This window comes from Pseudoalteromonas sp. MIP2626 (genome assembly GCF_013414205.1).
GTDB classification, from domain to species: Bacteria; Pseudomonadota; Gammaproteobacteria; order Enterobacterales; family Alteromonadaceae; genus Pseudoalteromonas; species Pseudoalteromonas nigrifaciens.
In genome coordinates, this window is the sequence record NZ_JAATTW010000046.1 from 1 (window position 1) to 26,091 (window position 26,091).

Genomic DNA, 26,091 nt, shown 5'->3' on the forward strand with positions numbered 1-26,091 from the left:
CCATAAAATCAACTTTAATCATGACATTAGTATATCAATACGAAGTAAAATTGCTCGAACTACAATGACTGGTTTTCGCTCTAAGCTGACTATCAACGCTGCTAATTATGGGTATTTAGCTTCTAATCAGAGACTTCAAGATTGCAGGCTAAATTTAGCCTACAACTTATTAATTACGTGCTTAGCAACAGCAAGTGGCCTGCCAACTTTGCAACCCCCACCAAATCAAGTATTCAGTGATTGCTCGTTTTACTATGGGTCCTTCGCCTCGCACCTAAAATCACATCATCATCCACACTATAAATGCCACAGAAAAACCGACTAAGTACAGTAGCCCTACCCAGCTTAAACTTTTAAGTAGTACGCCGTGTTTAATGCTGGGCTCGGAGCGCACAAGGCTAAAGTTAAGCCATGCAAAAATAGGGGTGGTTACAAATGACAGTGTCATGGCAAAGGTAAGCATAGGGCCTAAGGCTGATTCAAAAAACAAAATAACCGCCATACCAGTAAGTGCTTGCAGTATTAGCCATGTATTTAAGCTGTGTTTTGATTGCTTAAAACCAAGTAATTTATGCGATTCGTTTAAAGTACGCGCGTAACCATCTAGTACCGTTAATGTGGTGCCAAACATACATAAAAAAGCAATGGCTGATACTAGCGGCCTTGCCCACTCGCCAATGGTAAGTGCGTACATATCAATAAGCTGTTTGGCAAAAGCGACCCCACCGAGTTCTATATTACTGCTTTGCCCGTATTGCACTAATACACCTAAGCTAAAAAATACCAGCGCTAAGCCTGCGGTTAACCAGTAACCCACGTTAAAGTCGAATAAGCCTTCGCGTTTAGATATTGTTTGTTGTGTTTGTTTTTCTTTTAACCACAGTGAGCTAAGTGCGGATATTTCAATGGGGGCGGGCATCCAACCCATTAGTGCCACCATAAAGCTAAGCATGGCTAACTCATACGGTGAAGGGCCTACATAGTCAGCAGGTGCCATTGGGCCATTACTAAAGGCAATAGCAAGTGCTATTAATGTTGCTAATGTAAGTAGCCCCATAATGCCTTTTGCCACGTTATCTAGCGCTTTAAAGTGCCCTAGCAAAAGTATGGTTAAGCACACGCCAAGTAAAATCCAACACAGCAGTGTTATTTCTATTGTGATAGGTAGTGCGTAATGCAACAAGCTTGCGGTGAGTAATAATACGCCTGCGGTATTAACGATAGCGGCAACAACATTTAGGACAATGAAGCTGTAAAAATAAAATGGCCCTTTGCTTTTATAACCCTCTACTAGGCTATTTTTGGTAGCGAGTGTGTACTCCATGCCAAAGCGAAAAAATGGGTACTTTAAAACGTTTACTACTAAAATAAGCCAAAATAATTGCCAGCCAAATATGGCTCCCGCTTGGGTTGATGCCACTAAATGTGAACCACCAATTGCAGCGGTTGCCATTAGAATTCCCGGCCCCAATGCATTTAAGCGAGTTTGCCAATTTGATACTACAGAGCGCATGTGTGTACTTACTGTTTATTTATAATAATGAATAAATTACAGAGTTTTAACGCAAAATGAAAGCTGAAAAGTATTAATAAATGAGGGGGTAAAACGAAGCTAATAAATAATGGTTTTAGGCCCTAAAAGTTAGGGCCTAAACTCTAAAAACGTTAACGAAGATCCATCTCTTGGATGATTTCGTGTGCAATTTCTGGGGTTGTTATTTCTGGTTTTTCATGCAAATTAGCTTTAATTTGCCCTTTGCGATGTTTTAGTGACGTATCTAGTTTTTTTGCGGCACTACTAATTGCTGGATACAGCACTTCGTTTTCGCCCTTAACCGATATACGTGCACCTTCGTAAATAGTGCTAATTTCCGCTTGAAGCTTGTTGTGAACTTTAGAAAGAATAATGTCGAGCGCGATCAAAGATGGAAAGTGATTCGCTATTTTTGAAAACTTTTCGTTTACGTGTTCTCTAATTGAATCAGTAACGTCAACATGGTGACCTGTAAGATTAATTTTCATTTTATATCCTTTTATGTGTTACTTCATAGTTAGTATTGGGGGCAATATGAATTAACACAAGGATAAATGTAACTATTTAAGCAAATATTTGTTAGTAAAGCTGATTTAGATCACTCACTGAGCATTAAACATGCAAAAGCCCGCATTATACGGGCTCTTTAAGCGGTCAAATAACACACTAACCGCGTTATATTTGTGCTATTAATCTGTGTATGAACAGCAATAATCAGCAAAATCACTTACTTTTACCTTAAAGCTTACGTTTGCATCAACATTAAATGATTCGCCCGCATTAAATGTTTTCCACTCGCTTTCACCCGGCAATAAAATATCCCACTGCCCTGCTAATAATTCCATGCATTCTTTTTGGTTAGTGTCGAACACAAACTCACCTGGTTGCATAAAGCCTAATGTTTTTGCTTCACCACTGCCTAATAAAACGGTTCGGCTTGACACTTTGCCATCAAAATACACATTGGCTTTTTTAATTACACTAACATTTTCGAACTTTGACATATTTAGCTCCTGCTAATAATTTAAGATTTTTATTTATAAATTTTATCGCACTACCTTGCCTGATAGCTTACTTTCTTGCAAGGAAAGCAGCATTGCTTTGAGTGAAGTTGTTTCATATTCGGGCATAAAAAAACCCGCAACATATGCGGGTTTTTCAATTGCTTACTTTATTTAATCAAAGGCGATTAAAAAAGTTCGTTTGCTTTATTTACTATGTTCTCAACAGTAAAGCCAAAGTGCTCAAACAGCTCACCAGCAGGTGCTGACTCACCAAAGGTAGTCATACCTACTACTGCGCCATTTAGGCCAACGTACTTGTACCAGTAATCAGCAATACCTGCTTCTACTGCTACGCGGCGTGAAACAGATGCTGGCAATACACTTTCTTTGTATGCTGCGCTTTGCGTTTCAAAAGCATCAGTACACGGCATAGATACAACACGTACCTTTTTACCTTGCTTGCGTAGTTCGCTTGCAGAATCTTGTGCTAGTTGCACTTCAGAACCCGTTGCAATGAAAATAAGCTCTGGATTGCCGTCGCAGCTAAGGATGTAACCACCCTTTTTAACGTCGCTCAGTTGCTGTGCGTTACGTGCTTGTTGCTCTAAACCTTGGCGAGTAAAGATTAGTGATGTAGGACCGTCTTTACGCTCAATAGCTTGTTGCCATGCAATTGCCGACTCCACTTGGTCACATGGGCGCCAGTTGTATAAGTTAGGCGTTAAACGCATGCTTGCAATTTGCTCTACTGGTTGGTGAGTTGGACCATCTTCACCTAAACCAATTGAATCGTGCGTGTATACAAAAATGCTTGGTTGCTTCATTAATGCAGCCATACGCACAGCATTTTTTGCATATTCAACAAACATTAAGAACGTAGCACCGTAAGGAATAAAGCCTTTATGCAGGGCAATACCATTCATAATTGCCGACATACCAAACTCACGTACACCGTAGTAAATGTAGTTACCGCTTGCATCGTCGCGTGTTAAGCCTTTAGAGCCATCCCAAATTGTTAGGTTTGAGCCAGCTAAATCGGCAGAGCCACCCATAAACTCTGGTAATAACGGGCCAAATGCGTTTAATGCATTTTGTGACGCTTTACGAGACGCTGGGTTTGCAGGGTTTGCTTGCAGCTCTTCAATGTATGCTTGAGATTTTTCAGCCCAATCGCCTGGCAGTTCGTTGTTAATACGACGCTTGTATTCTGACGCTAGCTCTGGGTATGCTTTTGCGTATGCTGCAAATTTTTCGTCCCAGCTTGATTCAAGCTGTTGGCCTTTTTCTTTGCCATCCCACTGTGCGTAAATATCATCAGGAATCTCGAAAGCATCGCCAGTCCAACCTAAAAATTCACGAGACGCTTTAATTTCGTCATCACCTAGTGGTGCACCGTGACAATCGTGGCTACCCGACTTATTAGGTGAGCCGTAACCAATAATTGTTTTACAACAAATTAGTGATGGCTTATCAGTAACACTTTTAGCTTCTGCGATTGCAGCACTTATAGCATCGCTGTCGTGGCCATCAACACCGCTAATTACATGCCAACCGTATGCTTTAAAGCGAGCTGGCGTATCATCGGTAAACCAACCTTCTACTTCGCCATCGATTGAAATGCCGTTGTCATCCCAAAATGCAACAAGTTTACCTAGGCCTAATGTGCCTGCAAGTGAACCTGCTTCATGAGAAATACCTTCCATTAAGCAGCCGTCGCCCATAAATGCATAGGTAAAGTGATCAACAATATCGTGACCTTCACGGTTAAACTGTGCAGCTAGCGCTTTTTCGGCAATTGCCATACCTACTGCGTTAGTGATCCCTTGACCTAACGGGCCCGTAGTAGTTTCGATTCCTGGTGCATAACCGTACTCTGGGTGACCAGGTGTTTTTGAATGCATTTGACGGAAGTTTTTAATTTCGTCTAACGGTAAATCATAACCCGTTAAATGTAATAAAGAATAAATAAGCATTGAACCGTGGCCGTTCGATAATATAAAGCGATCTCGGTCAGCCCACTCTGGGTTTGTTGGGTTATGTTTTAGATAATCGCGCCATAATACTTCTGCGATATCTGCCATGCCCATAGGGGCTCCAGGATGACCAGATTTGGCCTTTTGTACTGCGTCCATTGACAAGACACGAATAGCATTTGCAAGTTCTTTGCGAGATGGCATGAATTCTCCTACCTTAATATATTTTTGCGCGGGTATTTATGTATTCGATTATGCCGCCGTATAACTTGGCGACTAGTGTATAGTCCATTCTTACTTATTGTAGGGGCGGTGTGCAATTAAAAACCCATAATAATAGGTCATTATGAATATTTTTTGAGACCGAAAAGTTATTAAATATTTTATTTAGACGTCTAGGCGTAAAAACACTATGCAAGGTGTTTTGTTTTCGATAAAATACGCCCCTTAATTTTTAAGCGCTAATACCGACGTTTGTGAAGCGCAATATTTGTGAGCAGAAATACAATGGCAAAACATTTATTTACTTCTGAATCTGTTTCTGAAGGTCATCCGGATAAAATCGCCGATCAAATCTCTGATGCGGTACTTGATGCTATCCTTGAGCAAGATTCTCATGCCCGAGTTGCGTGTGAAACTTATGTAAAAACCGGTATGGTTATGGTTGGTGGTGAAATCACTACTAGCGCATGGGTTGATATCGAAGAAATTACACGTAAAACAATTCGCGACATTGGCTACACTAATTCAGATATGGGTTTTGATGCAGATTCATGTGCAATTTTAAACACTATTGGTAAACAGTCTCCTGACATTAACCAAGGTGTTGACCGTACTAGCCCAGAAGAGCAAGGCGCTGGCGATCAAGGCTTAATGTTTGGTTACGCATGTAACGAAACTGAAGTACTAATGCCTGCTCCTATTACCTACTCACACCGTTTAGTGCAGCGCCAAGCACAGGTTCGTAAAAGCGGCGAGCTTAACTGGTTACGCCCAGATGCAAAATCACAAGTTACGTTTGCATACGAAAACGGCAAGCCAGTAGGTATTGATGCTGTTGTACTTTCTACGCAGCACAGCGAAGATATTTCACAAAAAGATTTAATCGAAGCGGTGATGGAAACTATCATCAAGCCGGTACTTCCTGCTGAGCTAATTACTAGCGCAACTAAGTTTTTTATTAACCCAACAGGTCGCTTTGTAATTGGCGGACCAATGGGCGATTGTGGCTTAACCGGTCGTAAAATCATTGTAGATACCTACGGCGGCATGGCTCGTCACGGTGGCGGTGCTTTCTCTGGTAAAGATCCATCAAAAGTTGACCGTAGTGCTGCCTATGCTGCACGTTATGTTGCTAAAAACATTGTTGCTGCTGGCCTTGCTGATAAGTGTGAGCTACAAGTATCGTACGCTATTGGTATTGCAGAGCCTACGTCTATAAGCGTAGAAACCTTTGGTACCAGCAAGCTAGAAGAAAGCCGTTTAATTGAGCTTATTCGTGAGCACTTTGACTTGCGCCCTTACGGTTTAATTAAAATGCTTGATTTAGAGCGCCCTATCTACCTTCCAACGGCGGCTTACGGCCACTTTGGTCGTGAAGAGTTCCCTTGGGAGCGTACTGATAAAGCAGAAGCACTTCGCGCTGCTGCTGGTCTTTAAGCCAACATACTATTAAAAATATAAACGGCCCTTTTAAGGGTCGTTTTTATATCTAAAGCTTATTATTCAAGCCGTGAAACATAAATCACTCTCGAATTGTTTTGCACTTTCGGTATATACTCGTTTTACTATAAAAGCTTAGGGAATTAAAAATGGCCGACAACTTTCGTGTTACCTTTGTAGGACTCGCTGAGGGCGTTGACAGCAAAGCTGTTACTGCCATGCTTGCTACTAAATTAAAAACATCAAATGAAAAAGTGTCGCTTTTTTTTAATGGTAAACCGCTATTTGTGCCAAGCAATAAAGACAAAGCCCTAAAGCAAGCCAAACTACTTGCCAGCTTAGGTATTAAAAGTAAGCTGCAGGCTGTTACCAACCCTAATCAAAATACTCAACTGGCAAGTGCAACGAGTAGCCAGCGCGATGACAGAATTTTTGATGCGCTTGATTACATTACCAGTAGCTTAATTCGCCTTGAAGAAAAACTAGACGAGCTTGAACAGCGCCTACCCGAGGTTGAAGCCACAGCAATTACCGATGAACACATAGAGTGGCAAGACGATGATCTTATGCTTGATGATGAGTTGCTCACACCACTGCAAAAACGCAGTAATGTGTTGTTATATTCACTCATAGCAACTGTGGTTACTTTGCTTATTTTATTAGCAATATATTTAACCGTCCCTAACTTATTCTCTTTTTAATTACGGGGTGAAATCCTAAAGTGAGCAATAAACGTGCAACAATAAGAGCATCTGTCCGCGAACTGCGTAATAATTTATCAAGTAACCAACAATTAATTGCCGCCCAATCGCTAAAAGTGAATTTTATTCAATACTTAAATGGCAAAAAAAACACTAAAAAAGAGTATATTGCCATTTATTTTAGTAACGACGGCGAGTTAGATACCTCATTGTTAATTAATGAATTATGGGATAAAGGGCACACCCTTTACCTACCTGTAATCCACCCCTTTAACGGGGCTAATTTACTATTTCAGCGTTATGAAAAAAACTCACCCATGAAGGCAAACCGCTATGGTATCTTGGAACCTAAGCTCAATTGTACTCAAATATGCCCGTTACCAGAGCTTGATTACCTACTTATGCCATTAGTGGCATTTGATAACCAAGGTAATCGCTTAGGAATGGGGGGTGGGTTTTACGATCGGACATTGGCGCGGCTACACCAGCAACACTGGCAAAAGCCGCAACTTATTGGTTTAGCACATGAATGCCAAAAAGTAACAGCTTTACCCATAGAATCATGGGATGTGCCACTTAAAACAATTATCACCCCAAATAAAACCTACTGTTGGTAAAGCGTTACTTTGTATACCAGCAGAAATTTTTGACATAAATGAGCATAAAACAATGACACAAGACGAATTAAAAAAAGCAGCTGCTTGGGCAGCGTTAGAGTTTGTAAAAGAGAACACTATTGTAGGCGTAGGTACAGGCTCAACGGTTAATCACTTTATTGATGCACTAGGCTCAATAAAAGACACCATTAAAGGTGCGGTTTCTAGTTCAGAAACCTCAACTGCTCGTTTAAAAGCGCTAGGCATTGAAGTATTTGAACTTAATGACGTTGATGTTTTAGATGTATACGTTGACGGCGCTGATGAAATTAACGCCCATAACGAAATGATTAAAGGCGGCGGTGCAGCCCTTACTCGTGAAAAAATAGTAGCAGCGGTAGCTAAACAATTTGTGTGCATTGTAGATGACACCAAATTAGTAGCAACCTTGGGTGGTTTTCCACTGCCGGTTGAAGTTATACCCATGGCACGCAGTTACGTAGCACGCGAATTATTAAAACTTGGTGGTGATCCTGTGTATCGCCAAGGTGTAGTTACCGATAACGGTAACGTTATTTTAGATGTACATAATTTAAAAATTACCCAAGCTAAACAACTTGAAACACAAATTAATCAAATTGTTGGCGTAGTTACCAACGGCCTATTCGCAGAGCGTGGCGCTGATAAAGTGATTATCGGCACTAAAAATGGGCCACAAATTAAATAGGATGAGGTTATGAGTAAGGTATCGTTGGCAAAAGACAAAATTAAAATTCTTTTGCTTGAAGGTGTTCACCAAAGCGCTGTTGAAACGCTAAAACGTAACGGTTATAGCAACATCGACTATGTTAAAACATCCTTACCTGAGGACGAGCTAAAAGAACGTATTAAAGACGTACACTTTGTGGGGCTTCGTTCTCGTACTCATATTAACCAAGCTGTGTTAGAAGCAGCTGAAAAGCTCGTTGCGGTTGGCTGTTTTTGTATTGGCACCAACCAGGTTGACTTAAATGCGGCGCGCGAACGTGGTATTGCTGTATTTAACGCACCATTTTCTAACACCCGCTCGGTTGCAGAGCTTGTACTTGGTGAAATACTGTTGCTATTACGCGGTATTCCACAGCGTAATGCTGCTGCACATCGTGGCGGCTGGTTAAAAACCGCAAACGGCTCGTTTGAAGCTCGTGGTAAAACATTGGGTATTATTGGCTATGGCCACATTGGTACCCAGTTAGGTATTATGGCCGAAAATATTGGTATGCATGTTGAGTTTTACGATATTGAAGATAAGTTATCACTTGGCAACGCTAAGCAAGTACATAATTTAACTCAGCTATTACAACGCTCTGATATTATTACTTTACATGTACCTGAAACCCCACAAACTAAGAACCTTATTGGCACTGCCGAACTTGCGGTTATGAAACAAGGCGCTATTTTAATTAATGCGTCTCGCGGTACTGTAGTTGATATTGATGCATTGGCAGAAGCGCTTACCGACAAAAAACTCAGCGGCGCAGCAATCGATGTATTCCCGGTTGAGCCTAAATCTAACGATGAAGAGTTTGTATCGCCACTGCGTAATTTTGACAATGTTATTTTAACGCCGCACATTGGTGGTTCAACTCAAGAAGCACAAGAAAACATTGGTATTGAAGTAGCTGGAAAACTAGCTAAATACTCAGATAACGGCTCAACTATTACTGCTGTTAACTTCCCTGAGGTTTCACTACCAGAGCTTGCTAATCGTAGTCGCTTACTGCATGTACATCACAACCGTCCTGGCGTATTAACACAAATAAACCAAGCGTTTGCACAGCACGGTATTAACATTGCCGCGCAGTACCTACAAACTGATGAATCAATTGGTTATGTAGTTATTGATGTAGATACCGACCACTCAGAAGTTGCCCTTAAAGAGCTAAGCGCTGTTGAAGGCACGATAAGAGCACGTATTCTGCACTAAGCTACCACTTGTTTGTCGGGTGGCGCTTTCGCTTAACCGACCTACTAGAGTGCTTTAAATAAATACAGTAATTATAATTAGGCATAAAAAAGCGCGAGTTAAACTCGCGCTTTAATTATGTGCGTCGTACTATCATTTTTAACTGATAGCACGATTGCTAGAGCTACTTTTAGTCGCCTTTAACTTCTAGATTAATATACTCTACCAGTTGTTCAGGCTGGCCTATTAGCATCATTATTTGTTGGTTAACTTCCATCATAGTTTTGCCTTCAGGTAGTTTTGCCGACACGCTAAATGAATTTAAACCTTTAACAAAGCCGCTAATCGCCTCTGCAATTTCGTCGGTTACTGGCGCTTGCTGTAGTTGCTGCTCAACCATCATTTGCATTTGCTCAACATTCATACTTTGCTTAACAAGCTCACTTTCTAGCAACGCTTTAAGCTCGCCTTGGTTATTAAGTTCAAAGTTAACACTGCGCGGCTCTAACTTACTCATAGCTTGCATTATTAGCGTTTGCTGCTGTAATTCTTGCTCATAAGTTAAAGGTTCGCTGCCCGCTGCTTGCTGCGCTTTACTGATCGCAAGCGATGCATCCATAAGTGCTTGTGTGTTTGCCAGACCCATATTCATATTAAAGCTAACAATGTCTTTTGCATCTAACTTAACTACAACATCGCTGTCGCCCGATTTTTCATCGTAATCAAGTGATGAATGTAAATCGTAACTGGCCGACGCTAACATAGTATTTGTATCGGCTGGTAATTGAGCCACAAAGTCTTTATTAAATTGAAAGCTTTTTACATCAAATGTAGTGTGTGGTGAAATTTTATCGGTTTCGTAACCTGTCACTTCAATGCTTTGAATACTGGCAACATTATCGCCTTCAGAACTAATGACTTCCATATTGCTAATTTCTACACTATTGGAAATAACACTAGCCGATAAGTCTGCATACTTAAATGTAGCGCCGGTTTGCTCGCTCACTAGTGCTAGTTGCTTATCTATTTCTGCACGTACTTCTTTTGTGGCTACGTGATTTGCATAACTTACGCCACCAACACCGGCAGCTACAATTGCTGCAGCTATAACTAACTTTTTCATGTTATTTCCTTATTTAAGTCTTTATATAAATTGTTTCAGCTCAAGAGTAACATTACAGAACATCACCGATAAGCGTTTTTGCTAATTAATTAAACTAAGTAACTCATGTACTGTTTTTATCGGGGTGATCTTAGCGCCCAGCCCTTCCATTGATTTATGGTAATTACGAAATGGAATAAATATTTCCGTAAAGCCATGCTGCGCAGCTTCTTTAACGCGCGGTACACCACTGTCTATTGGGCGTACGTCGCCATTTAAGCTCAGCTCTCCCATAATACAAGTAGTACGTGGCACCACAAAATCATTTAAGCTGCTAAGTAGCGCAGCAACCAACGCTAAATCTATACAGGTTTCTGATTCATCAATTTTTAAGCCACCCACTATATTAAAAAACGTATCGTGAAATATTTTAGTTTTTGTGTGCTTACGCAGTATGCCGGTGAGCATTTTTATTCGGTTCATGTTTAAACCAACGCAAACACGCTGCGGAAATTCCGCCTCAATCTCAGTGGTTAAACATTGAATTTCGAGTAATAAATTACGATTACCTTTCCGAATACACGTAATTGCAGAGCCAGGTGAATCTGTAGTTGAGCCTGATAAAAATATTTCGCTGGGGTTATCAACGCTGAGCATACCGCGTTCGCACATTCTAAAAATACCGACAGTATCTATATCACCAAAGCGGTTTTTATTTGCTCGTAAGGTACGAATTTGCCCATCGTTAGTATCTATATGCAATAGTGCGTCAACTATATGCACCAGCGTTTGCGGACCAGCTATTTCGTTGTTTTTATTTACATGGGCAATAATGAACATAGTGACATCATTTTGCTTACAGTATTGCGTAAGTGCTTGCGCGGCACTTTTTACTTGCGAAGGCGAACCTGGGCTACCGTTAGCTGTGTCGGTGACCACTGCTTGAATGGAGTCTATTACTGCAAACTTAATTTTATTTTTATCGAGTTCTTCAATGATGGTTTCAACACTGGTTTCGGAAAGTAAATAAAGCGCATCAGGGTTATAATTTAACTTTAAACGATTCACTCTGTTTTTAAACTGCGATAAAGATTCTTCTGCGGTACAGTAAAGTGAGGGCATGCGTTGTGACATTCGTGCCACTAAATCAGATAACAAGGTTGTTTTACCAGCCCCTGGATCGCCAGAGATTATATTAACTGACCCCGTTGTTACACCGCCACTTAAAACACGATCGAGCTCGCCAATTTCAGTTAACTGTTTTTCAGTTTCTGCGGTAGCAATATCATTAATTTTTTTAGAACCGCCACCAATCCCCCCAGCATAACCACCTACACTTACGCGTGCCGATGCTTTTTTACTTTGCCCTGCTGACGGTTTAAATTCTGCTAATGTGTTCCATGCACCACAGCGGCATTGACCTTGCCAACGTTGGTAGTTCATGCCACATTCGGTACAAACAAACTCTACTTTTGCCGCTTTAGCCATTTATAACTTTACCTACTATTCTTTAATTTTAAAAATACTTAATGTTAAGTGCTTATTTTATCATTTTAAACTTTCGCCTAACAATGAGTCATGCCAACAAGATAATTTAGCACTACTATTATTATCTATAAATGCTGTTTTCTTTTTTACTATACTTTAGGGCATACTTATTGCTTGAATAATAGTTTAAAGTAACTTGCCAATAAATTGGTATTTAACACATAATAACAAGCGCTAAACTGTAGTTACTCGAATAATCGTACCTATATTAACAACAATAACACGATACGACATTTATTGAGTTTTCTAATAAATGGATTTAATAGTATACCTACTTTTTTAATTAGACGGTGATGGTTTTATAAATGGCTGAAGACATACTGCTCAAGCACGAAGATCTTATATCTGAATTAAAACATTATTTAGGCAACCCTAAATTTGATTTAATTTTTAAGTCTAAAATAGCTGGGCTTACAAAGCCTGAACAGTTTTTAATGAAAATGGAAATGACACGCTTATCTCAGCCGATAGCGCGCTTTATTGACTTACGTGGTTTGGTGACTGGGCAGGTAAAGCCTTATGATCACAATGGCAAACAACATTTCATGGATGAAACAGCGATTGAAGTATTTGAAGCTGCGCTAAAACAACACGGTGGTTATACCCTTGCCGTTTATGAGGCAGTGATGAACACCGAAAATAATCATCGGGTGTTACAACGCAAAACCACAGAAAAAATTGCAGAGCAAGCCATTGATGACTCCCTTAATACAAATGTTATAAAGTTTGCCTCTTATGAAAGCCGCTCTGAAGAGCGAATGAACTATTCAATTAAAGTAACGGTTGAATACAACGACAAAAAAAGTATTGCTGCTAGCACTTCCGATATATCCCTCAGTGGTTGTAAAATAAAGCTAGCCACTCGTTATGTGCTAAAAAAAGGACATTTAATCGCCTTGCGTTTGGTAGGTTTAGAGCAAGACTTTGAGCTAGGTTTAAAAAATGGCATTCAGTATGAGGTTGTCGCCGTAGAAAATATTTCTAAAGAGTTTAATCATATTCGTTTAAAACGCACCTTTATTGAAAATAATGAAGCGTTTGATAATTTTTTAGAAAGCTTTATCCACGGTAATAAACGTCGCTATAAAGTAAACCTTGATAATACGCTCGATGCTGTGGTTTCTAAGGGTTACGAGCAATACTATATTCCACGCGTCACCTCTTTATATGTGTTTTTAAGTAAAAAAGACAATGTACTTTATCCTAGCTTAAGTCTAACCACCGAAAACAACATTTTTATTCAACGTTACTTTACCGATGAACGCCAAACCCCTTGTTTATACAGTGTGCTTAATGAGCAACGCATTAATGCATTACTTTTAAAACAGGCTCCAGTTAAAGAAGATTATTTATATACTTTTACTCATATTTCAGCGGGCAAAATTTATTATTATTCTGCAACACGTAATGAGCTTGAACAAAACCCTCAGCTAAAAAACTTATTTTTAGGTTTTGGCAGTCAAAAAGACACTTGGCAGTGCTTTAAAATACAAATTATGCCAAGCCATCCAGATGACTCATTTATTCCTTTATCGTTACCAAACACTGTAAGTAAAAATATTGAAAAGCTCAATAAGCCGCCTTCTCCTCGGGTAGAAGGGTTAGTGAAAAATGTAAAATATATGGTGGTACTAACTGCTATTGGTAATAAAACTGAACAGCAACACTATCAGCAATTAAATTACGATAAAGCTTTGATTAATCAATTGAAGAATTTTGGCCATAGCAAAAGTAAGTCTGCGCCTTATTTAGATATTGTACCTTTAGAGTATGTAAATCTTCGCTCTGATAAGCGCTACTTATATAAAACGAATGTGTCGATTAGCGTAAACGATGAGGTAGTACATGGCCTTACTCGCGACTTTTCGGTTATGGGCTTGCAGCTTGAATGCAAACAACCAGTAAGCTTAAAAAAAGGCGACATTGTTTTACTCTCGTTTCCTGACTTACAAAAAATAACCAAAACATATCAGCTTAGTGAGCTAAAGTACGAAGTGATGGCTGTAAATAAGTCGTTCACTATTATTAATTTAAAAGCCAGCCGAGTTGCCGACTTACCCCATGCTGGAGTGCTGTTTTTTACGCAGTTAATTAACAGTAATAAAGATAAACTAAAAGTGTCAGAAGAAGCGCCTAAAGTGCCAGGGCTCTCTACAGCACTTAGAAATATGGTAACTAAAAGCGTTTGCCAGTTCCCACTTTATTTACATAAAGAAGGAGCGCACTTTAAAGCAGGTGCAATTGGCTTTGGCTTATACCCTAGCCCACTACATGTGCTTTTACAAAACTTTGGTTTATTGGGTAATAAAACCGATTTATCGAGCATTATTACTGATGAGCAAATCGTTAATGTGATCACCCCACAGATAAAAGATCTTAGCCGCCAAGATCCGCCAAGCGCCTTTACACTTGTGATTAATTTTGATCCCCGTAAGGGCAGTATTTCAGAGTCTATTACCAGTTATTGCATAGCAGGTGAGGATTATGATGATTTTCAGGAACAAATAAGCAAAGGCTTAAAGTCGAATCTTATTTTTGTTATGCGCTTGTATATATCACGTACTGGACGCCCAGATACCGATTATTTATCTAACGAACTAAAATATGTGAGTCAATATGCGCTGCATAAAGCAAGGGAATTAGAAGAGGCATTGTGGTCTGTAGCGGGTGTCGGTGATATTGTCGATATCACCGAAGAAGCCTTAAGCCATTTAAAACTTGAACAGCAACAAGTTGACCAAATGGGTCGCCGCAAACTACTTTGGCTAAACCGCCTGCGTTAAACAGTAGCCTCACTATTTAATGGTATAGCTAGCATATACAGTAATTGTAATAACGAGCCTTGGCAAATAGCTGCTTGGGCTTGCTCAACCACTTTTGCTTTACCATGTACTGCTACACCTAGCCCTGCTGTTGCCATCATTTTTAAATCGTTAGCCCCATCGCCAATCGCCACTGTTTGCGACTTTATTAATCCCAGCTGTTGCTGTAATGACTCTAAAATAACGGCTTTTTGCTGTGCATCTACAATTGTGCCTAATACTTTACCTGTGAGCTTATTATCTTTAAATTCAAGCACATTAGCGTGTACTTCATCTAAATTGATTAACGCTTGTACTTGCTCTGCAAAGGGTACGAAACCACCCGACGCAATGGCTAAGTGCCACTGATGCTGTTTAAGTATTTGGCAAAGCATTTTAATACCCGGCATTAAAGGTAAATTATTTTTTAACTCATCTATTAAGCTTTTTTCAATTCCGGTAAGTTTAGCGACGCGCTGATTTAGGCTTTCACTAAAATCAAGCTTACCAGCCATTGCCAGTGCAGTTACCGAAGCAACCTCATCGTATACGTTAGCTAAGCGTGCAATTTCATCTATGCACTCAATAGTAATAGCGGTTGAATCCATATCCATTACCAATAAACCTGGCTCATACAAGTTGGGTGGGCAAGCTATTTGCACTAGCTGAAAATCAAGTGTGCTGGAAAATTGTTGTAATACTAGCGGGTTAATCGGCAGCTCTGCTTGCTTAATATAAAAACACAGTGCCGCTGGTAAACTTAAGTCGGGCTGATACTGGCAAAGCCCTGTAACGGTTTGATTATGCTTCGCAAAAAAATCTATTATGGCTTTAATATGGGTAATACTAAAATTGCCAGCAAAGGCAATACTAAATAAACCTTGGTGTTTATTAGGTAGGTTTTTTAACGGTAAAAACACCTCATCCTGATAGCTAAACCATTTATTTAATACTAACTGCGTTAATGGTTGCTCAGCACCAGGCTGTGCCATGTTCGTTTGCGACATGGATTCTCCGTGAATTTTTTTGTTATCCTGATAGCTACTTACAAAATGTTAAATATATTACTTGCGCTAAATTCGCCATCAGGTGGGGTTTAAGGTTATAGTATACCCAAACAACTTGGGTATAGCATTTGTAACATCAAATCAAAATGCTGTCAGTAGTATATACGGTGACTATGAAAAATAACCATCTTAAAAACCCTATCACTGCCTCACAAAAAAAACGCTTAGTGCGTTTATTGCTTGCTACTGCCTGCTTAATATTACTGAGCTGGGTGGGCATTAATAGTAGTTTTCAAAGCCATCAATTACTTTATGACAGTGCCGATAGTACTGCAAAATCGCTTACCAAATTTATGGCATTAAATGCTAAAACCCCGTTAATTGAAAAAAACAAACCGCAACTTAATGCACTATGTAACAACATAAGCAAAGATGAGTTTGTACTTTCAGCCACAATTTACGACCAGCAAGGCATGCTTATAGCCAGTAGCGATAATTGGCAATCGTTACATATTAGCGGCCAGCTATCTGAATCAACTCCTGGTGTTAGCAAACTTAAAACACCATTTATAGAACCCGTCGTAAGTGACGACGACAGACCCGTTGGTTTTGTATCTGTTACTTACTTAACCCGTGCAGCAGTTACATCTAGTCATAATCATTTTCATGACTTAGGTCGCCAAGTGTTATTAATGTTAGTAATTGCATGTATTTTTACTTGGCAACTTGGTCGTGGCTTAAAAATATGGCAGGTTAATCGTTATATACAAAAAACATCACAACATGAGTCGTAAAGCTCTGTAGCTAGTTGCTCTTTGTGTTGTTTAGGCTTTAACTCACACAATACATCAAATACCCGCACTATTTGCAGCGGCGTATTGATCTCCCCTTGATAACCACATAGCGGCATTGATGGTGAGTCGGTTTCAAGCACTAGGTGCGATGTATTTATATTGGCAATTACATCGCGCGTTTTAACCGCTCGCGGGTAGCTAATAACACCGCCTACACCGAGCTTAAAACCTTGCTTAATATAATATTGAGCTTGCTGAAGTGACCCCGAAAACGCATGAATTACCCCACCATATTTAGGCTTACAACGCTTAAACGACTGCGCAATTAAATCATGGCTTTGCCTATGATGCACAATTAACGGTAACCCTAGCTGATTAGCCAGTGCTATTTGTTGTTCAAATAAAAAGGTTTGTTTGGAGAGGTTTTCAATACTTCGATCTAGACCGCATTCGCCAATTGCCACCAGCTGGTTTTTATTGGCTGTAGCAAATGTAAATAGCTGTTCTATGTGTGATTCTTGGTGTTGATTTAAAAAGTAAGGATGCAGCCCTGCAGCTATTTTTACGCCTGCAAAGTTAGTTTTAAATTCAAGTAATGCACGCGATTGGGCCAAACTAATACCGGGCACCACAAACTGCTTAACTCCCTTTGCTGCACACTCGTTAATGAGTGACTCGCGGTTTGAGTCAAACTCGCTAAAGTCGAGGTGGCAATGAGAGTCAATAAATTGCATTGTTACTTGCCCGTCTATTTTTATATTAGTTATATATTAGCTTTATGGATTTAAGCGAGTAACTTGCCAGCTGTTGTCTGCTTGGCGCTGATACATAAAACGGTCGTGCAGGCGGTGTGCCCCACCTTGCCAAAACTCAATTTTTTGCGGTACAACACAATAGCCACCCCAAAAGTCAGGTAAAGGAATTTCACCTTTAGCAAACTTGTTTTTCATATTGGCAAAGGTTTCCATCAACACTTTACGCGATGAAACTGGGCGACTTTGTGCTGATGCCCACGCTGCTAGCTGGCTTTCTTTAGGGCGAGATAAAAAGTACTTAGCCACCGCAGAAGTAGGTAAAGGTTTAGCCTCGCCATACACAATTACTTGGCGTTCCATAGGGTGCCAAGGAAAGTGCAGCGATATTTTATTATTACCTTTAAGCTCCTGCGCTTTGCGCGAACCTGTATTAGTAAAAAACACAAAACCATCATTATCTAAATGCTTAAGCAATACAATGCGCTGCGAAGGCTGCCCGGTATCATCAACTGTCGCCACTACCATAGCGGTTGGATCAGGTAAATTACTTGCTACAGCGTGCTCAAGCCAGGTTTCAAACTGTTTAAACGGATCATCAAGCAAGTTATCTTCGCTTAACGCGTTTTGCAGGTATTCACGACGGATATCTTCGAGTTTCATAATAAATCCTTTAAATAAAGCGTTAGAAAAGAGCTTAGAGTAACGAGCTTAAATAGTGATGCTAGTAACAACAAACATCAAGCTTTAGGTATATTCGATACCGGTAAACACAAAATTTTTAGTGTATGCGATAGCAATAAACATCGAGCTTTAGGTATATTCGATAGCAATAAACACAGAGTCTCAAGTTTATGCGATAACAATAAATACAGAGTATCAGGTGTATCGTTGGGTTTCGTTTCACTCAACCCAACCTCGGTGTAAAGCGTTACATCTGCAAGTGTAGGAGTGCTAGCAAGGCGGTAAAACTATTTATGCCAAGGAGCATACGGTTTGTATGTGACTTAGGCTAAATAGTTTTATCAACGCAGCTAAAGCGAACTACACGCAGCAGAAGGTGATTACATTTGCTCCATGACTTCAATGCCTAGTAAGTCTAATCCCGTCTCTAACGTTTTAGAAACCAAATTACACAGCACTAAACGGCTATCACGTACGTTTGGCTCTACGCCTTCTTTAAGTACTGGGCAGGCTTCGTAGAACGTCATGTATAAGCTTGCTAGTTCATATAAGTAACCACATAGTACGTGTGGTGTGGCTTCAGTGATCATTAAATCAAGTACTTCTTCAAGCTGCAGTAACTTAAGCGCTAGCGCTTTTTCTTGCGGCTCTACGATAGTAACGTTTGAATTTAGTGTAGCTGCATCAACGCCTGATTTACGAAAAATACTGCGTATACGCGTATAAGCATATTGTAAGTAAGGTGCTGTTGCGCCTTCAAAGCTTAGCATGCTGTCCCAGTTGAAAATATAATCACTGGTGCGGTGCTTAGAAAGGTCGGCATATTTAACTGCGCCAATACCTACTTTGCGGGCAATTTCGCTGCGCTCTTGCTCTGATAAATCAGATTCACGCTCGGCTAATTTTATTGCTGCGCGATTAATCGACTCTTCGAGTAAATCGGCAAGTTTAACTGTGCCACCGGTACGGGTTTTAAATGGTTTGTTGTCGGCGCCCATCATGGTGCCAAACGGGCAAAACTCATAGCTAGTTTCATCGCGTAAAAAACCAGCTTTACGTGCTGTAAGCTCTACTTGGTTAAAGTGCAGGCTTTGGCGCGCATCAACAAAAATTAAGATACGATCGGCACCCAACTTATTTGAGCGGTAATCACATGCGGCTAAATCTGTAGTTGCATATAAAAAGCCGCCACCCGATTTTTGTACAATAAACGCCGATGGTTCGCCATCTTTGTTTGCTAGTTCATCTAAAAATACAACCTGTGCGCCTTGCGACTCCACGGCAATATTTTTATCTTTTAATAAACTAATAATGTCATTTAGCTCAGCGTTGTATGCGCTTTCAGCCATAATATCAGCTTGTGTAAGCGTTACATTTAAGCGCTTATATACTTCTTCAGAGTGCTTAACTGAAGTGGCAATAAAAAGCTTCCACAGTTTTTCACAATGCGCGTCGCCGCCTTGTAATTTAACTACATAATTACGTGCTTTGTCGGCAAAGCCTTCTTCATCGTCAAAACGTTTTTTAGCGTCGCGGTAAAAGGTTTCTAAATCGGCAAGTGCTACTGTATCTAAATCTACGCCTTGGCTAATTTGATCTTCTAAATGCGCAATCAACATACCAAATTGTGTGCCCCAATCACCCATGTGATTTTGACGCACAACGCTGTCGCCTCTAAATTCAAGCGCACGCACAATCGCATCACCAATAATGGTTGAGCGTAAATGGCCTACGTGCATTTCTTTAGCAAGGTTTGGCGATGAGTAATCAACAACCACTTTTTGTGGATTAGCGTGTTCATGAACCGCTAATTTTGCATCACTATTCGCCGCTTTAACGCTTTGCGCTAAAAATTCAGGCTTTAAATGAATATTTATAAACCCTGGGCCGGCAATTTCAGTTTTTTCGGCAATGTCGCTTACATCTAGGTTATCAATAATTTTTTGCGCAAGCTCTCGTGGGTTACTTTTCATTTTTTTAGCCGCGCCCATGGCAGCATTAATTTGGTAGTCACCAAATTGTGGACGAGTACTTTGTGTAACTGCTGGGTTAGTATCTGCTGGTAAGCCTACAGCTGTCATAGCGGCAATGGCTTTTTCTACTAAAATAGTACGAATGTTCATATTTTTTACCTTAATAAGCCCGCCAAAGCAGGCTTTTAAAATTTTACTAAGCTGGCTTTAGTTTTCGCGTGTATGGCTAAAGGTGACTTCTGGGTAGCGCTCTACTGATAAATTAAGGTTTACACGACTTGGCGCTATGTAAGTTAAATTATCGCCGCCATCTAAGGCTAGGTTGCTTTCACATTTACGCTTAAAGTCTTCAAACTTTTTAACATCGTCGCTACTTACCCAGCGGGCTGTATTTACGTTAACACCTTCGTAAATTGCATCTACGTTATATTCTGCTTTTAAGCGCGCTACAACCACATCAAACTGAAGTACACCTACTGCGCCTACAATTAAATCGTTGTTTATTAGCGGTCTAAATACCTGTACAGCACCCTCTTCTGAAAGTTGTACTAAGCCTTTTAATAACTGCTTTTGCTTAAGCGGATCACGTAAACGAATACGGCGGAATAATTCCGGTGCAAAGTTAGGAATACCACTAAACTTAAGCTTTTCACCTTGGGTAAAAGTATCACCTATTTGAATCGTACCGTGGTTATGTAAACCAATAATGTCGCCAGCGAATGCATCACCTGCGCGCTCACGATCGCCAGCCATAAACGTAACCGCATCAGAAATACTTACTTGTTTACCAATTCGCACATGATTCATTTTCATGCCTTGGCTGTATTTACCCGACACTATGCGCATAAAGGCAATTCGGTCGCGGTGTTTCGGGTCCATATTGGCCTGAATTTTAAATACAAAGCCAGTAAAGTTCTCTTCAGTGGCAACTACTTGGCGGTCTTCTGTTTCACGTGGCAATGGCGTTGGCGCCCATTTAGTTAAGCCGTCAAGTACATGGTCAACACCAAAGTTACCTAGTGCTGTACCAAAATAAACTGGCGATAGTTCGCCGGCTAAAAACAGCTCTAAATCAAATTCATTTGATGCGCCAATAACCAGCTCTAGCTCATCGCGTAATTGCGCGGCAAGATCGTCACCAATAGCATCAACCAGTTCTGGGTTATCTATCCCTTTAATGGTGCGCACGTCTTGAATTTTATGACCTTGGCCGGTTTTATATAAAACCGCTTCATCGTTATGAATATGATAAACGCCTTTAAAGCCTTTACCACTCCCAATCGGCCAAGTAATAGGCGCACACGCTATTTTAAGCTCGGTTTCAACTTCGTCAAGCAGCTCCATTGGGTCGCGTATATCACGATCACATTTATTCATAAAAGTAACAATTGGCGTAGTACGCAGGCGTGTTACTTCCATTAATTTACGCGTACGGTCTTCTACACCTTTGGCCGCATCAATAACCATTAAGCACGAATCGACTGCTGTTAGGGTACGGTAAGTATCTTCTGAGAAGTCTTCGTGTCCAGGTGTGTCGAGCAGGTTAACCAAGGCGTTTTTATACGGAAACTGCATTACTGAGGTAGTAACAGAAATACCACGCTCTTTTTCCATGTCCATCCAGTCAGATTTAGCATGCTGGTTAGAGCCACGGCCTTTTACTGTACCGGCTTTTTGGATAGCTTGTCCGAATAAGAGTACTTTTTCGGTGATGGTGGTTTTACCCGCATCTGGATGCGAAATAATCGCGAAGGTACGTCGTTTATTAATTTCACTGAGGAGATTTTGCTCTGCCATTAAAAAAGTTCTTTTAGTTTGAATACGGACATTTATGTATGCTGACGTTTCAGAGCTAATATTGCTCAACCCCGAAAGCTCAACACACCCTAGGAAGAACCCAATTTGGCTCCTCACACGCGATCCGTTATGTTAATCGTAATTGAAGACTATTTTCGCTGATCTTCACTCTATAAACAATCAATGCTTAGTTATTAACTGATTCTTTTTTTATTAACTCTCCCAGAGCGCGTATTTACTCAATTATTGTCCTAAATTGTGCTTAGTTATAAATATTACCAGCACAATAAACAAACGCTAAGCTTGAGTAATATAGCTGTAAAACATATTATTACTAACATTACATGGAGGATGTGTTGTTTGGTAATGAAAACCAGTAAGTTAAGCATTAGGTTATTATGGTATATAACGCCGTTAGTTATACTTCCGCTGTTATTTTTAGGTGGTTTTACGCTAACTAATGTAACCAACTCAACACAAAAACAAGCTGATTTAATTATGAGCCGGTTTGTTGAACAACAACAACAAAAAGTATTTAACTATATTGACTCATTTCAATCCACTGCCAAGCTATTATCCACCTCACCCGTATTGAACGATTTTTTAGCTAACGATTTACATGCTGATGGTGGCTACACCTATCGCCTAGGTGCGTTAATGGATGTATTTGCCAGTTATAGCGAGGCCTATCCCGATATTATTAGCATTAACTTAATGTCGGTAAATGGCAAAAGCGATGCCTACTACTCAAGTAATTTAAGCATAGCGCCAAAATCGTATCCTTTTTTTGACAAAGTACAGCAAAGTAATTTAAGCCAACAGCAGTTTATGATGCAAAAAGCAGATGGCACCACCAGCTTGTATTTTATTCAGCGTATTTATAGCATTGACTACTATCTTAAGCGCCCACAACAGCTTGGTTTTATAGTACTGCATATTGATCCTTCTATTCTTAACACCAGTATTTTAGAAGCCCCTTACAACAACACTCTCAACTTACTCGTTAGTAATGAGGGGAAAATTTTATTTAGTTCCGATTATAATATTCGTGGCCAATACATTAGTGAATTTGAGCTCAACCAGGTACATAACTTAGCCGACATTGGCTCTTTATCAACCATAGAGCTTTCGAGTATAGATAAAATAGAGCGGATGATTTTTGCGGTGCAAATGAGCGGTGGTTATTATGTATCGACTATTCCTAAAGCCGTTTTGTATCAGTCGGGTAAGGCTATTAGCTTAATTACCGGCTTAATTGTTATTATTTCGGTTATTACGCTGCCAATACTTATTTTTATTGTAGTGCGTAATTTATTACTTAATCCTATTGAGCTATTAGGTGCAGCTAGCCACCGTGTAGGTGATGGCGATTTAGGTGTTTCACTGCCCGCGCACACCGATGATGAAGTAGGCATATTGTTTAACGACTTTAATCACATGGTTAATCAAATTAGGCATTATCAAGAGCAGTTAGAAGAATATAAACATCACCTCGAAGACAAAGTAGAAAGCCGCACCAAAGCGCTAGAAACCATGAACAGCCAGTTAGAGCTTGCGATTGGCCAAGCAGAGCAAGCAAATCAACTTAAAAGTCGCTTTTTGGCTAATATGAGCCACGAAATTCGTACCCCACTCACCGCAATAATGGGCTTTACCGAACAGCTTTTACATAACGATAAAATCACCAACAACAAACAGCATTTAAGCACTATTTTACGCAACTCTAAGCATTTACTAGAGTTAATAAATAACATTTTAGATTTGTCTAAAATTGAAGCCGAAAAAATTGCTGTAGAGCGAGCCCCACTAAATGTAGTGCGCTTAATTCACGACATTGAGTCAATTATTGAACCGCTGGCACAACAAAAAAAGCTAAAGCTCAGTATTAATTATCAACTCCCGTTACCACACACTATAAACAGCGACGAAACCCGCTTAAAACAAATACTGATCAACATTGCCAGCAATGCAGTTAAGTTTACCGAGCAAGGCCATGTATCTCTAACGGTTCATTACCTACCAAGCCAAGAGCTGATGTTTGTAATACAAGATAGCGGAATTGGTATGGTTGAAAGTCAAATTAAGCGCTTATTTACTCCTTTTGAGCAAGCAGACGCTACCACAACCCGTCGCTTTGGCGGCACCGGGCTTGGGCTATGTATTTCAAAAAATTTAGCACAACGTCTTGGCGGTGATATAACCGTTAAAAGCGAATTAGATGTAGGTAGCTGCTTTACTATAACCATAGCCTGTAATTTACAAACGCCATTAGCCGACAACCTGTTTTTAGAGCAATCCAATCAACTCATTCCAAAAAAAGATCCGCTGCTTTCCTTCGCTAGTAATAATTTTGATGCACATATTTTAGTGGCCGAAGATAACCCCGATAATCAATTATTAATAAAGCTGCTGCTGCAAACTTGGGGATTAGAACCCGACATAGCAAACAATGGCGCTGAAGCGGTAGAAATGGCGCTAGTAAACGACTATCAGTTAATTATTATGGATATGCAAATGCCAGTAATGGGTGGCCTAGAAGCGACTAAAATATTACGCCATGCAGCATACGACGGCCCTATAATCGCACTCACTGCGAATGTAATGAACCATGACGTAGATACATATATTGCTGCAGGATGCGACAAGGCTCTGGCGAAACCTATAGATAAAGATGCCCTAGAAAGCGTATTAGTAAGTTACCTACACCTTGAAAAAGACAATCAAAATAAATGGGACGACATACTCAAAAGTGAAAAATTCCAACAAATAAATGCAAATTACGTCGCTAACCTGCCAACTTATTTAGCTGAAATAAAAAGCTTACAATTTTCGGGTAACTTAGTCGCATTACGCGCATTAGCACATAATATAAAAGGCAGTGCTGGGTGTTTTAACTTTGATGATATTTATTACTGTGCTGCGCGTTTAGAAGATCATTTAAAAAGCGATAGCAAAGCCGCGTTAAACGAATTAACAGCTAACTTAATTAACGCTATTGAGCAGGTTATTAGTGAGCAAAGTAAGCAGGTATAAGTTATCGGCTTACTGCAACAATATTCTTTATACAGTTATCACTGTAAACTCTTCACTACAAAATATTATTGAAAGTTTAAGCCCAGTGCCATGCCCATTAAAATAGCGTCTTCAAATCCGTTTTTAGCAGGATTGTCGCTTGGGTAATAGTTTTTACGCACTGACATTTCTATAAAGCCTGCATTTTCGTAGAGCTTTATTGCGGGGGTATTTGATTCGCGTACTTCTAAAAATAAATTTTCAGCATTTTGCTGCTCACCATATTCAATAAACTGGTTCAGTAGCTGTTTTGCAATGCCTTTTCCTTGCTCGCTTGGGGCAACGCAAATATCCATCAAGGTAAAGTCGGGCCCGGCCTTTTCGCCAATATAAAAACCTACCATGGTATCGCCGTTAAACGCTGCTAAATTAAAATAGCGCCCACCAATACATGAGCTCATGGTATTTAACGTCCACGGGTGGCTGTGGCATGCGGTTTCTATAGCCATTAATTGCGGTATAGCGGTTGCGTCTACTGATTTAAAGTTTATCAAGATGGTCACTCATTAAAGCCCATAAAGCACGTTTATCGGCAGTACTGAGCTGTGAATTTGTTAAAGCTAACTGGTCGCCATGTAATTGCAGTACCGTGCCTTGTATTACACTATTGATGGTAATGGGGGCTATGGCACGTTTTATATCTGCAAATAACTGGCTTGTGAGCGAAATAGGCTCAGGCGCGACGCTGTCTGCTTTAGTGTCAGTTGCTTTATTATTTATTGGCTGGTTATTAACCGTTTGATAATGCTGATTTAATTCGAGGTTTTCTATACCAAAAACAGCTGCGTAACGTGAATGCATAACGACTCGATGAAATTAGTAAGTAAGGTAATATAAGAAGTAATAAATTCGATGTAAAGAAGAAATGGCAGGGGCGGAGAGATTCGAACTCCCAACCGTCGGTTTTGGAGACCGCTGTTCTACCAATTGGAACTACGCCCCTGCAATACCGACGAATTATAGAGACCTTTGGCCAAAGGTAAAGAAAAAAATCATCTTTTTGGTTTGATTGCCTTTTAAATAAACAAAACGACGAATTAGCAGGCTAATTCTTCATTTTTTAATTACTTAACCTGAATCTCGTTTAAGAAAATTGAACTAAATGCCTGTTCCGAGATCCGATCTTTCGACCAAGAACGATTGGAT

Annotated in this window: 21 protein-coding genes and 1 tRNA gene; 8 read left to right on the forward strand and 14 right to left on the reverse strand. The window is 40.1% G+C overall.

Annotation, left to right across the window (positions count from 1 at the left end):
- Positions 1-280 precede the first annotated feature (280 nt).
- From HC000_RS14825 to tkt, 4 genes are all read right to left on the reverse strand, one after another.
- Complete coding sequence (locus HC000_RS14825) at positions 281-1,513, reverse strand: divalent metal cation transporter (protein ID WP_179808039.1); 1,233 nt, start codon at positions 1,511-1,513, stop codon at positions 281-283.
- Between the two features lie 152 nt (positions 1,514-1,665).
- Positions 1,666-2,022 carry a ribosome-associated translation inhibitor RaiA gene (gene raiA, locus HC000_RS14830; RefSeq protein ID WP_011327370.1) on the reverse strand — a complete coding sequence of 119 codons (357 nt, stop codon included), beginning with the start codon at positions 2,020-2,022 and terminating at the stop codon, positions 1,666-1,668.
- A 201-nt stretch (positions 2,023-2,223) separates the two neighbouring features.
- Entirely contained in the window at positions 2,224-2,538 is a 315-nt protein-coding gene (locus HC000_RS14835; protein WP_011327369.1) for a pyrimidine/purine nucleoside phosphorylase, read from the reverse strand.
- A gap of 185 nt (positions 2,539-2,723) precedes the next feature.
- A complete protein-coding gene (tkt, locus tag HC000_RS14840) occupies positions 2,724-4,715 on the reverse strand; it encodes a transketolase (RefSeq protein WP_179808040.1) in 1,992 nt (663 codons plus the stop codon).
- Between the two features lie 303 nt (positions 4,716-5,018).
- Here tkt and metK point away from each other — a divergent pair, with 303 nt between their 5' ends.
- From metK to serA, 5 genes are all read left to right on the forward strand, one after another.
- Positions 5,019-6,170, forward strand: a complete 1,152-nt coding sequence (gene metK / locus HC000_RS14845; RefSeq protein WP_011327367.1) for a methionine adenosyltransferase — start codon at positions 5,019-5,021, stop codon at positions 6,168-6,170.
- Between the two features lie 152 nt (positions 6,171-6,322).
- Complete coding sequence (locus HC000_RS14850) at positions 6,323-6,874, forward strand: hypothetical protein (protein WP_011327366.1); 552 nt, start codon at positions 6,323-6,325, stop codon at positions 6,872-6,874.
- A gap of 20 nt (positions 6,875-6,894) precedes the next feature.
- Complete coding sequence (locus HC000_RS14855; RefSeq protein WP_179808041.1) at positions 6,895-7,491, forward strand: 5-formyltetrahydrofolate cyclo-ligase; 597 nt, start codon at positions 6,895-6,897, stop codon at positions 7,489-7,491.
- Positions 7,492-7,543: 52 nt separating this feature from the next.
- Complete coding sequence (rpiA, locus tag HC000_RS14860) at positions 7,544-8,197, forward strand: ribose-5-phosphate isomerase RpiA (RefSeq protein WP_179808042.1); 654 nt, start codon at positions 7,544-7,546, stop codon at positions 8,195-8,197.
- Between the two features lie 9 nt (positions 8,198-8,206).
- Positions 8,207-9,436 carry a phosphoglycerate dehydrogenase gene (gene serA / locus HC000_RS14865; RefSeq protein WP_011327363.1) on the forward strand — a complete coding sequence of 410 codons (1,230 nt, stop codon included), beginning with the start codon at positions 8,207-8,209 and terminating at the stop codon, positions 9,434-9,436.
- A gap of 169 nt (positions 9,437-9,605) precedes the next feature.
- On the opposite strand, the gene HC000_RS14870 is transcribed toward serA, so the two are convergent.
- Together HC000_RS14870 and radA are read right to left on the reverse strand one after the other, a co-directional pair.
- Positions 9,606-10,538 carry a hypothetical protein gene (locus tag HC000_RS14870; protein ID WP_179808043.1) on the reverse strand — a complete coding sequence of 311 codons (933 nt, stop codon included), beginning with the start codon at positions 10,536-10,538 and terminating at the stop codon, positions 9,606-9,608.
- 81 nt (positions 10,539-10,619) lie between these two features.
- On the reverse strand, positions 10,620-12,005 hold the full coding sequence (gene radA / locus HC000_RS14875; RefSeq protein WP_011327360.1) for a DNA repair protein RadA: 1,386 nt from the start codon (positions 12,003-12,005) through the stop codon (positions 10,620-10,622).
- Positions 12,006-12,370: 365 nt separating this feature from the next.
- Between radA and HC000_RS14880 the strand changes: the two genes are divergently transcribed.
- Positions 12,371-14,848, forward strand: coding sequence for a PilZ domain-containing protein (locus tag HC000_RS14880; RefSeq protein ID WP_179808044.1), 2,478 nt, complete (start codon positions 12,371-12,373; stop codon positions 14,846-14,848).
- Here the strand turns inward: HC000_RS14880 and serB are convergent.
- Positions 14,845-15,873 (reverse strand): phosphoserine phosphatase SerB, encoded by a 1,029-nt coding sequence (serB, locus tag HC000_RS14885; protein ID WP_011327358.1) that lies wholly within the window; start codon positions 15,871-15,873, stop codon positions 14,845-14,847. The genes HC000_RS14880 and serB overlap by 4 nt on opposite strands.
- A 173-nt stretch (positions 15,874-16,046) precedes the next feature.
- Here serB and HC000_RS14890 point away from each other — a divergent pair, with 173 nt between their 5' ends.
- Positions 16,047-16,667 carry an AhpA/YtjB family protein gene (locus tag HC000_RS14890; protein ID WP_179808045.1) on the forward strand — a complete coding sequence of 207 codons (621 nt, stop codon included), beginning with the start codon at positions 16,047-16,049 and terminating at the stop codon, positions 16,665-16,667.
- Here the strand turns inward: HC000_RS14890 and HC000_RS14895 are convergent.
- The 4 genes from HC000_RS14895 to prfC form a co-directional block, all read right to left on the reverse strand.
- Positions 16,634-17,401: a TatD family hydrolase gene (locus HC000_RS14895; protein ID WP_179808046.1), complete on the reverse strand. Its 768-nt coding sequence runs from the start codon at positions 17,399-17,401 to the stop codon at positions 16,634-16,636. The two genes, HC000_RS14890 and HC000_RS14895, sit on opposite strands and share 34 nt — an antisense overlap.
- 42 nt (positions 17,402-17,443) lie before the next feature.
- Positions 17,444-18,082 (reverse strand): pyridoxamine 5'-phosphate oxidase, encoded by a 639-nt coding sequence (gene pdxH, locus HC000_RS14900; RefSeq protein ID WP_179808047.1) that lies wholly within the window; start codon positions 18,080-18,082, stop codon positions 17,444-17,446.
- A gap of 401 nt (positions 18,083-18,483) precedes the next feature.
- Positions 18,484-20,226: an arginine--tRNA ligase gene (gene argS / locus HC000_RS14905; protein ID WP_179808048.1), complete on the reverse strand. Its 1,743-nt coding sequence runs from the start codon at positions 20,224-20,226 to the stop codon at positions 18,484-18,486.
- Positions 20,227-20,283: 57 nt separating this feature from the next.
- Positions 20,284-21,873 carry a peptide chain release factor 3 gene (prfC, locus tag HC000_RS14910; RefSeq protein WP_011327353.1) on the reverse strand — a complete coding sequence of 530 codons (1,590 nt, stop codon included), beginning with the start codon at positions 21,871-21,873 and terminating at the stop codon, positions 20,284-20,286.
- Positions 21,874-22,239: 366 nt separating this feature from the next.
- Here prfC and HC000_RS14915 point away from each other — a divergent pair, with 366 nt between their 5' ends.
- Positions 22,240-24,906: an ATP-binding protein gene (locus tag HC000_RS14915; protein WP_179808049.1), complete on the forward strand. Its 2,667-nt coding sequence runs from the start codon at positions 22,240-22,242 to the stop codon at positions 24,904-24,906.
- Between the two features lie 65 nt (positions 24,907-24,971).
- Here HC000_RS14915 and rimI read toward each other — a convergent pair whose 3' ends face one another.
- The 3 genes from rimI to HC000_RS14930 all read right to left on the reverse strand — a co-directional run bounded on the left by rimI (position 24,972) and on the right by HC000_RS14930 (position 25,888).
- A complete protein-coding gene (rimI, locus tag HC000_RS14920) occupies positions 24,972-25,439 on the reverse strand; it encodes a ribosomal protein S18-alanine N-acetyltransferase (RefSeq protein WP_179808051.1) in 468 nt (155 codons plus the stop codon).
- Positions 25,426-25,746, reverse strand: coding sequence for a hypothetical protein (locus HC000_RS14925; RefSeq protein WP_179808050.1), 321 nt, complete (start codon positions 25,744-25,746; stop codon positions 25,426-25,428). The genes rimI and HC000_RS14925 overlap by 14 nt, the downstream gene beginning before the upstream one ends.
- A gap of 65 nt (positions 25,747-25,811) precedes the next feature.
- Positions 25,812-25,888, reverse strand: a tRNA-Trp gene (locus HC000_RS14930).
- Positions 25,889-26,091: the final 203 nt, after the last annotated feature.

Coding starts and splice junctions, on each gene's coding strand:
- HC000_RS14915 (WP_179808049.1), top strand. CDS start 22,240: ATGAAAACCAGTAAGTTAAGCATTAGGTTATTATGGTATATAACGCCG.
- HC000_RS14870 (WP_179808043.1), bottom strand. CDS start 10,538: ATGAAAAAGTTAGTTATAGCTGCAGCAATTGTAGCTGCCGGTGTTGGT.
- serA (WP_011327363.1), top strand. CDS start 8,207: ATGAGTAAGGTATCGTTGGCAAAAGACAAAATTAAAATTCTTTTGCTT.
- metK (WP_011327367.1), top strand. CDS start 5,019: ATGGCAAAACATTTATTTACTTCTGAATCTGTTTCTGAAGGTCATCCG.
- rpiA (WP_179808042.1), top strand. CDS start 7,544: ATGACACAAGACGAATTAAAAAAAGCAGCTGCTTGGGCAGCGTTAGAG.
- argS (WP_179808048.1), bottom strand. CDS start 20,226: ATGAACATTCGTACTATTTTAGTAGAAAAAGCCATTGCCGCTATGACA.
- HC000_RS14880 (WP_179808044.1), top strand. CDS start 12,371: ATGGCTGAAGACATACTGCTCAAGCACGAAGATCTTATATCTGAATTA.
- serB (WP_011327358.1), bottom strand. CDS start 15,873: ATGTCGCAAACGAACATGGCACAGCCTGGTGCTGAGCAACCATTAACG.
- HC000_RS14895 (WP_179808046.1), bottom strand. CDS start 17,401: ATGCAATTTATTGACTCTCATTGCCACCTCGACTTTAGCGAGTTTGAC.
- HC000_RS14825 (WP_179808039.1), bottom strand. CDS start 1,513: ATGCGCTCTGTAGTATCAAATTGGCAAACTCGCTTAAATGCATTGGGG.
- tkt (WP_179808040.1), bottom strand. CDS start 4,715: ATGCCATCTCGCAAAGAACTTGCAAATGCTATTCGTGTCTTGTCAATG.
- HC000_RS14850 (WP_011327366.1), top strand. CDS start 6,323: ATGGCCGACAACTTTCGTGTTACCTTTGTAGGACTCGCTGAGGGCGTT.
- HC000_RS14835 (WP_011327369.1), bottom strand. CDS start 2,538: ATGTCAAAGTTCGAAAATGTTAGTGTAATTAAAAAAGCCAATGTGTAT.
- prfC (WP_011327353.1), bottom strand. CDS start 21,873: ATGGCAGAGCAAAATCTCCTCAGTGAAATTAATAAACGACGTACCTTC.
- HC000_RS14925 (WP_179808050.1), bottom strand. CDS start 25,746: ATGCATTCACGTTACGCAGCTGTTTTTGGTATAGAAAACCTCGAATTA.
- HC000_RS14890 (WP_179808045.1), top strand. CDS start 16,047: ATGAAAAATAACCATCTTAAAAACCCTATCACTGCCTCACAAAAAAAA.
- radA (WP_011327360.1), bottom strand. CDS start 12,005: ATGGCTAAAGCGGCAAAAGTAGAGTTTGTTTGTACCGAATGTGGCATG.
- pdxH (WP_179808047.1), bottom strand. CDS start 18,082: ATGAAACTCGAAGATATCCGTCGTGAATACCTGCAAAACGCGTTAAGC.
- raiA (WP_011327370.1), bottom strand. CDS start 2,022: ATGAAAATTAATCTTACAGGTCACCATGTTGACGTTACTGATTCAATT.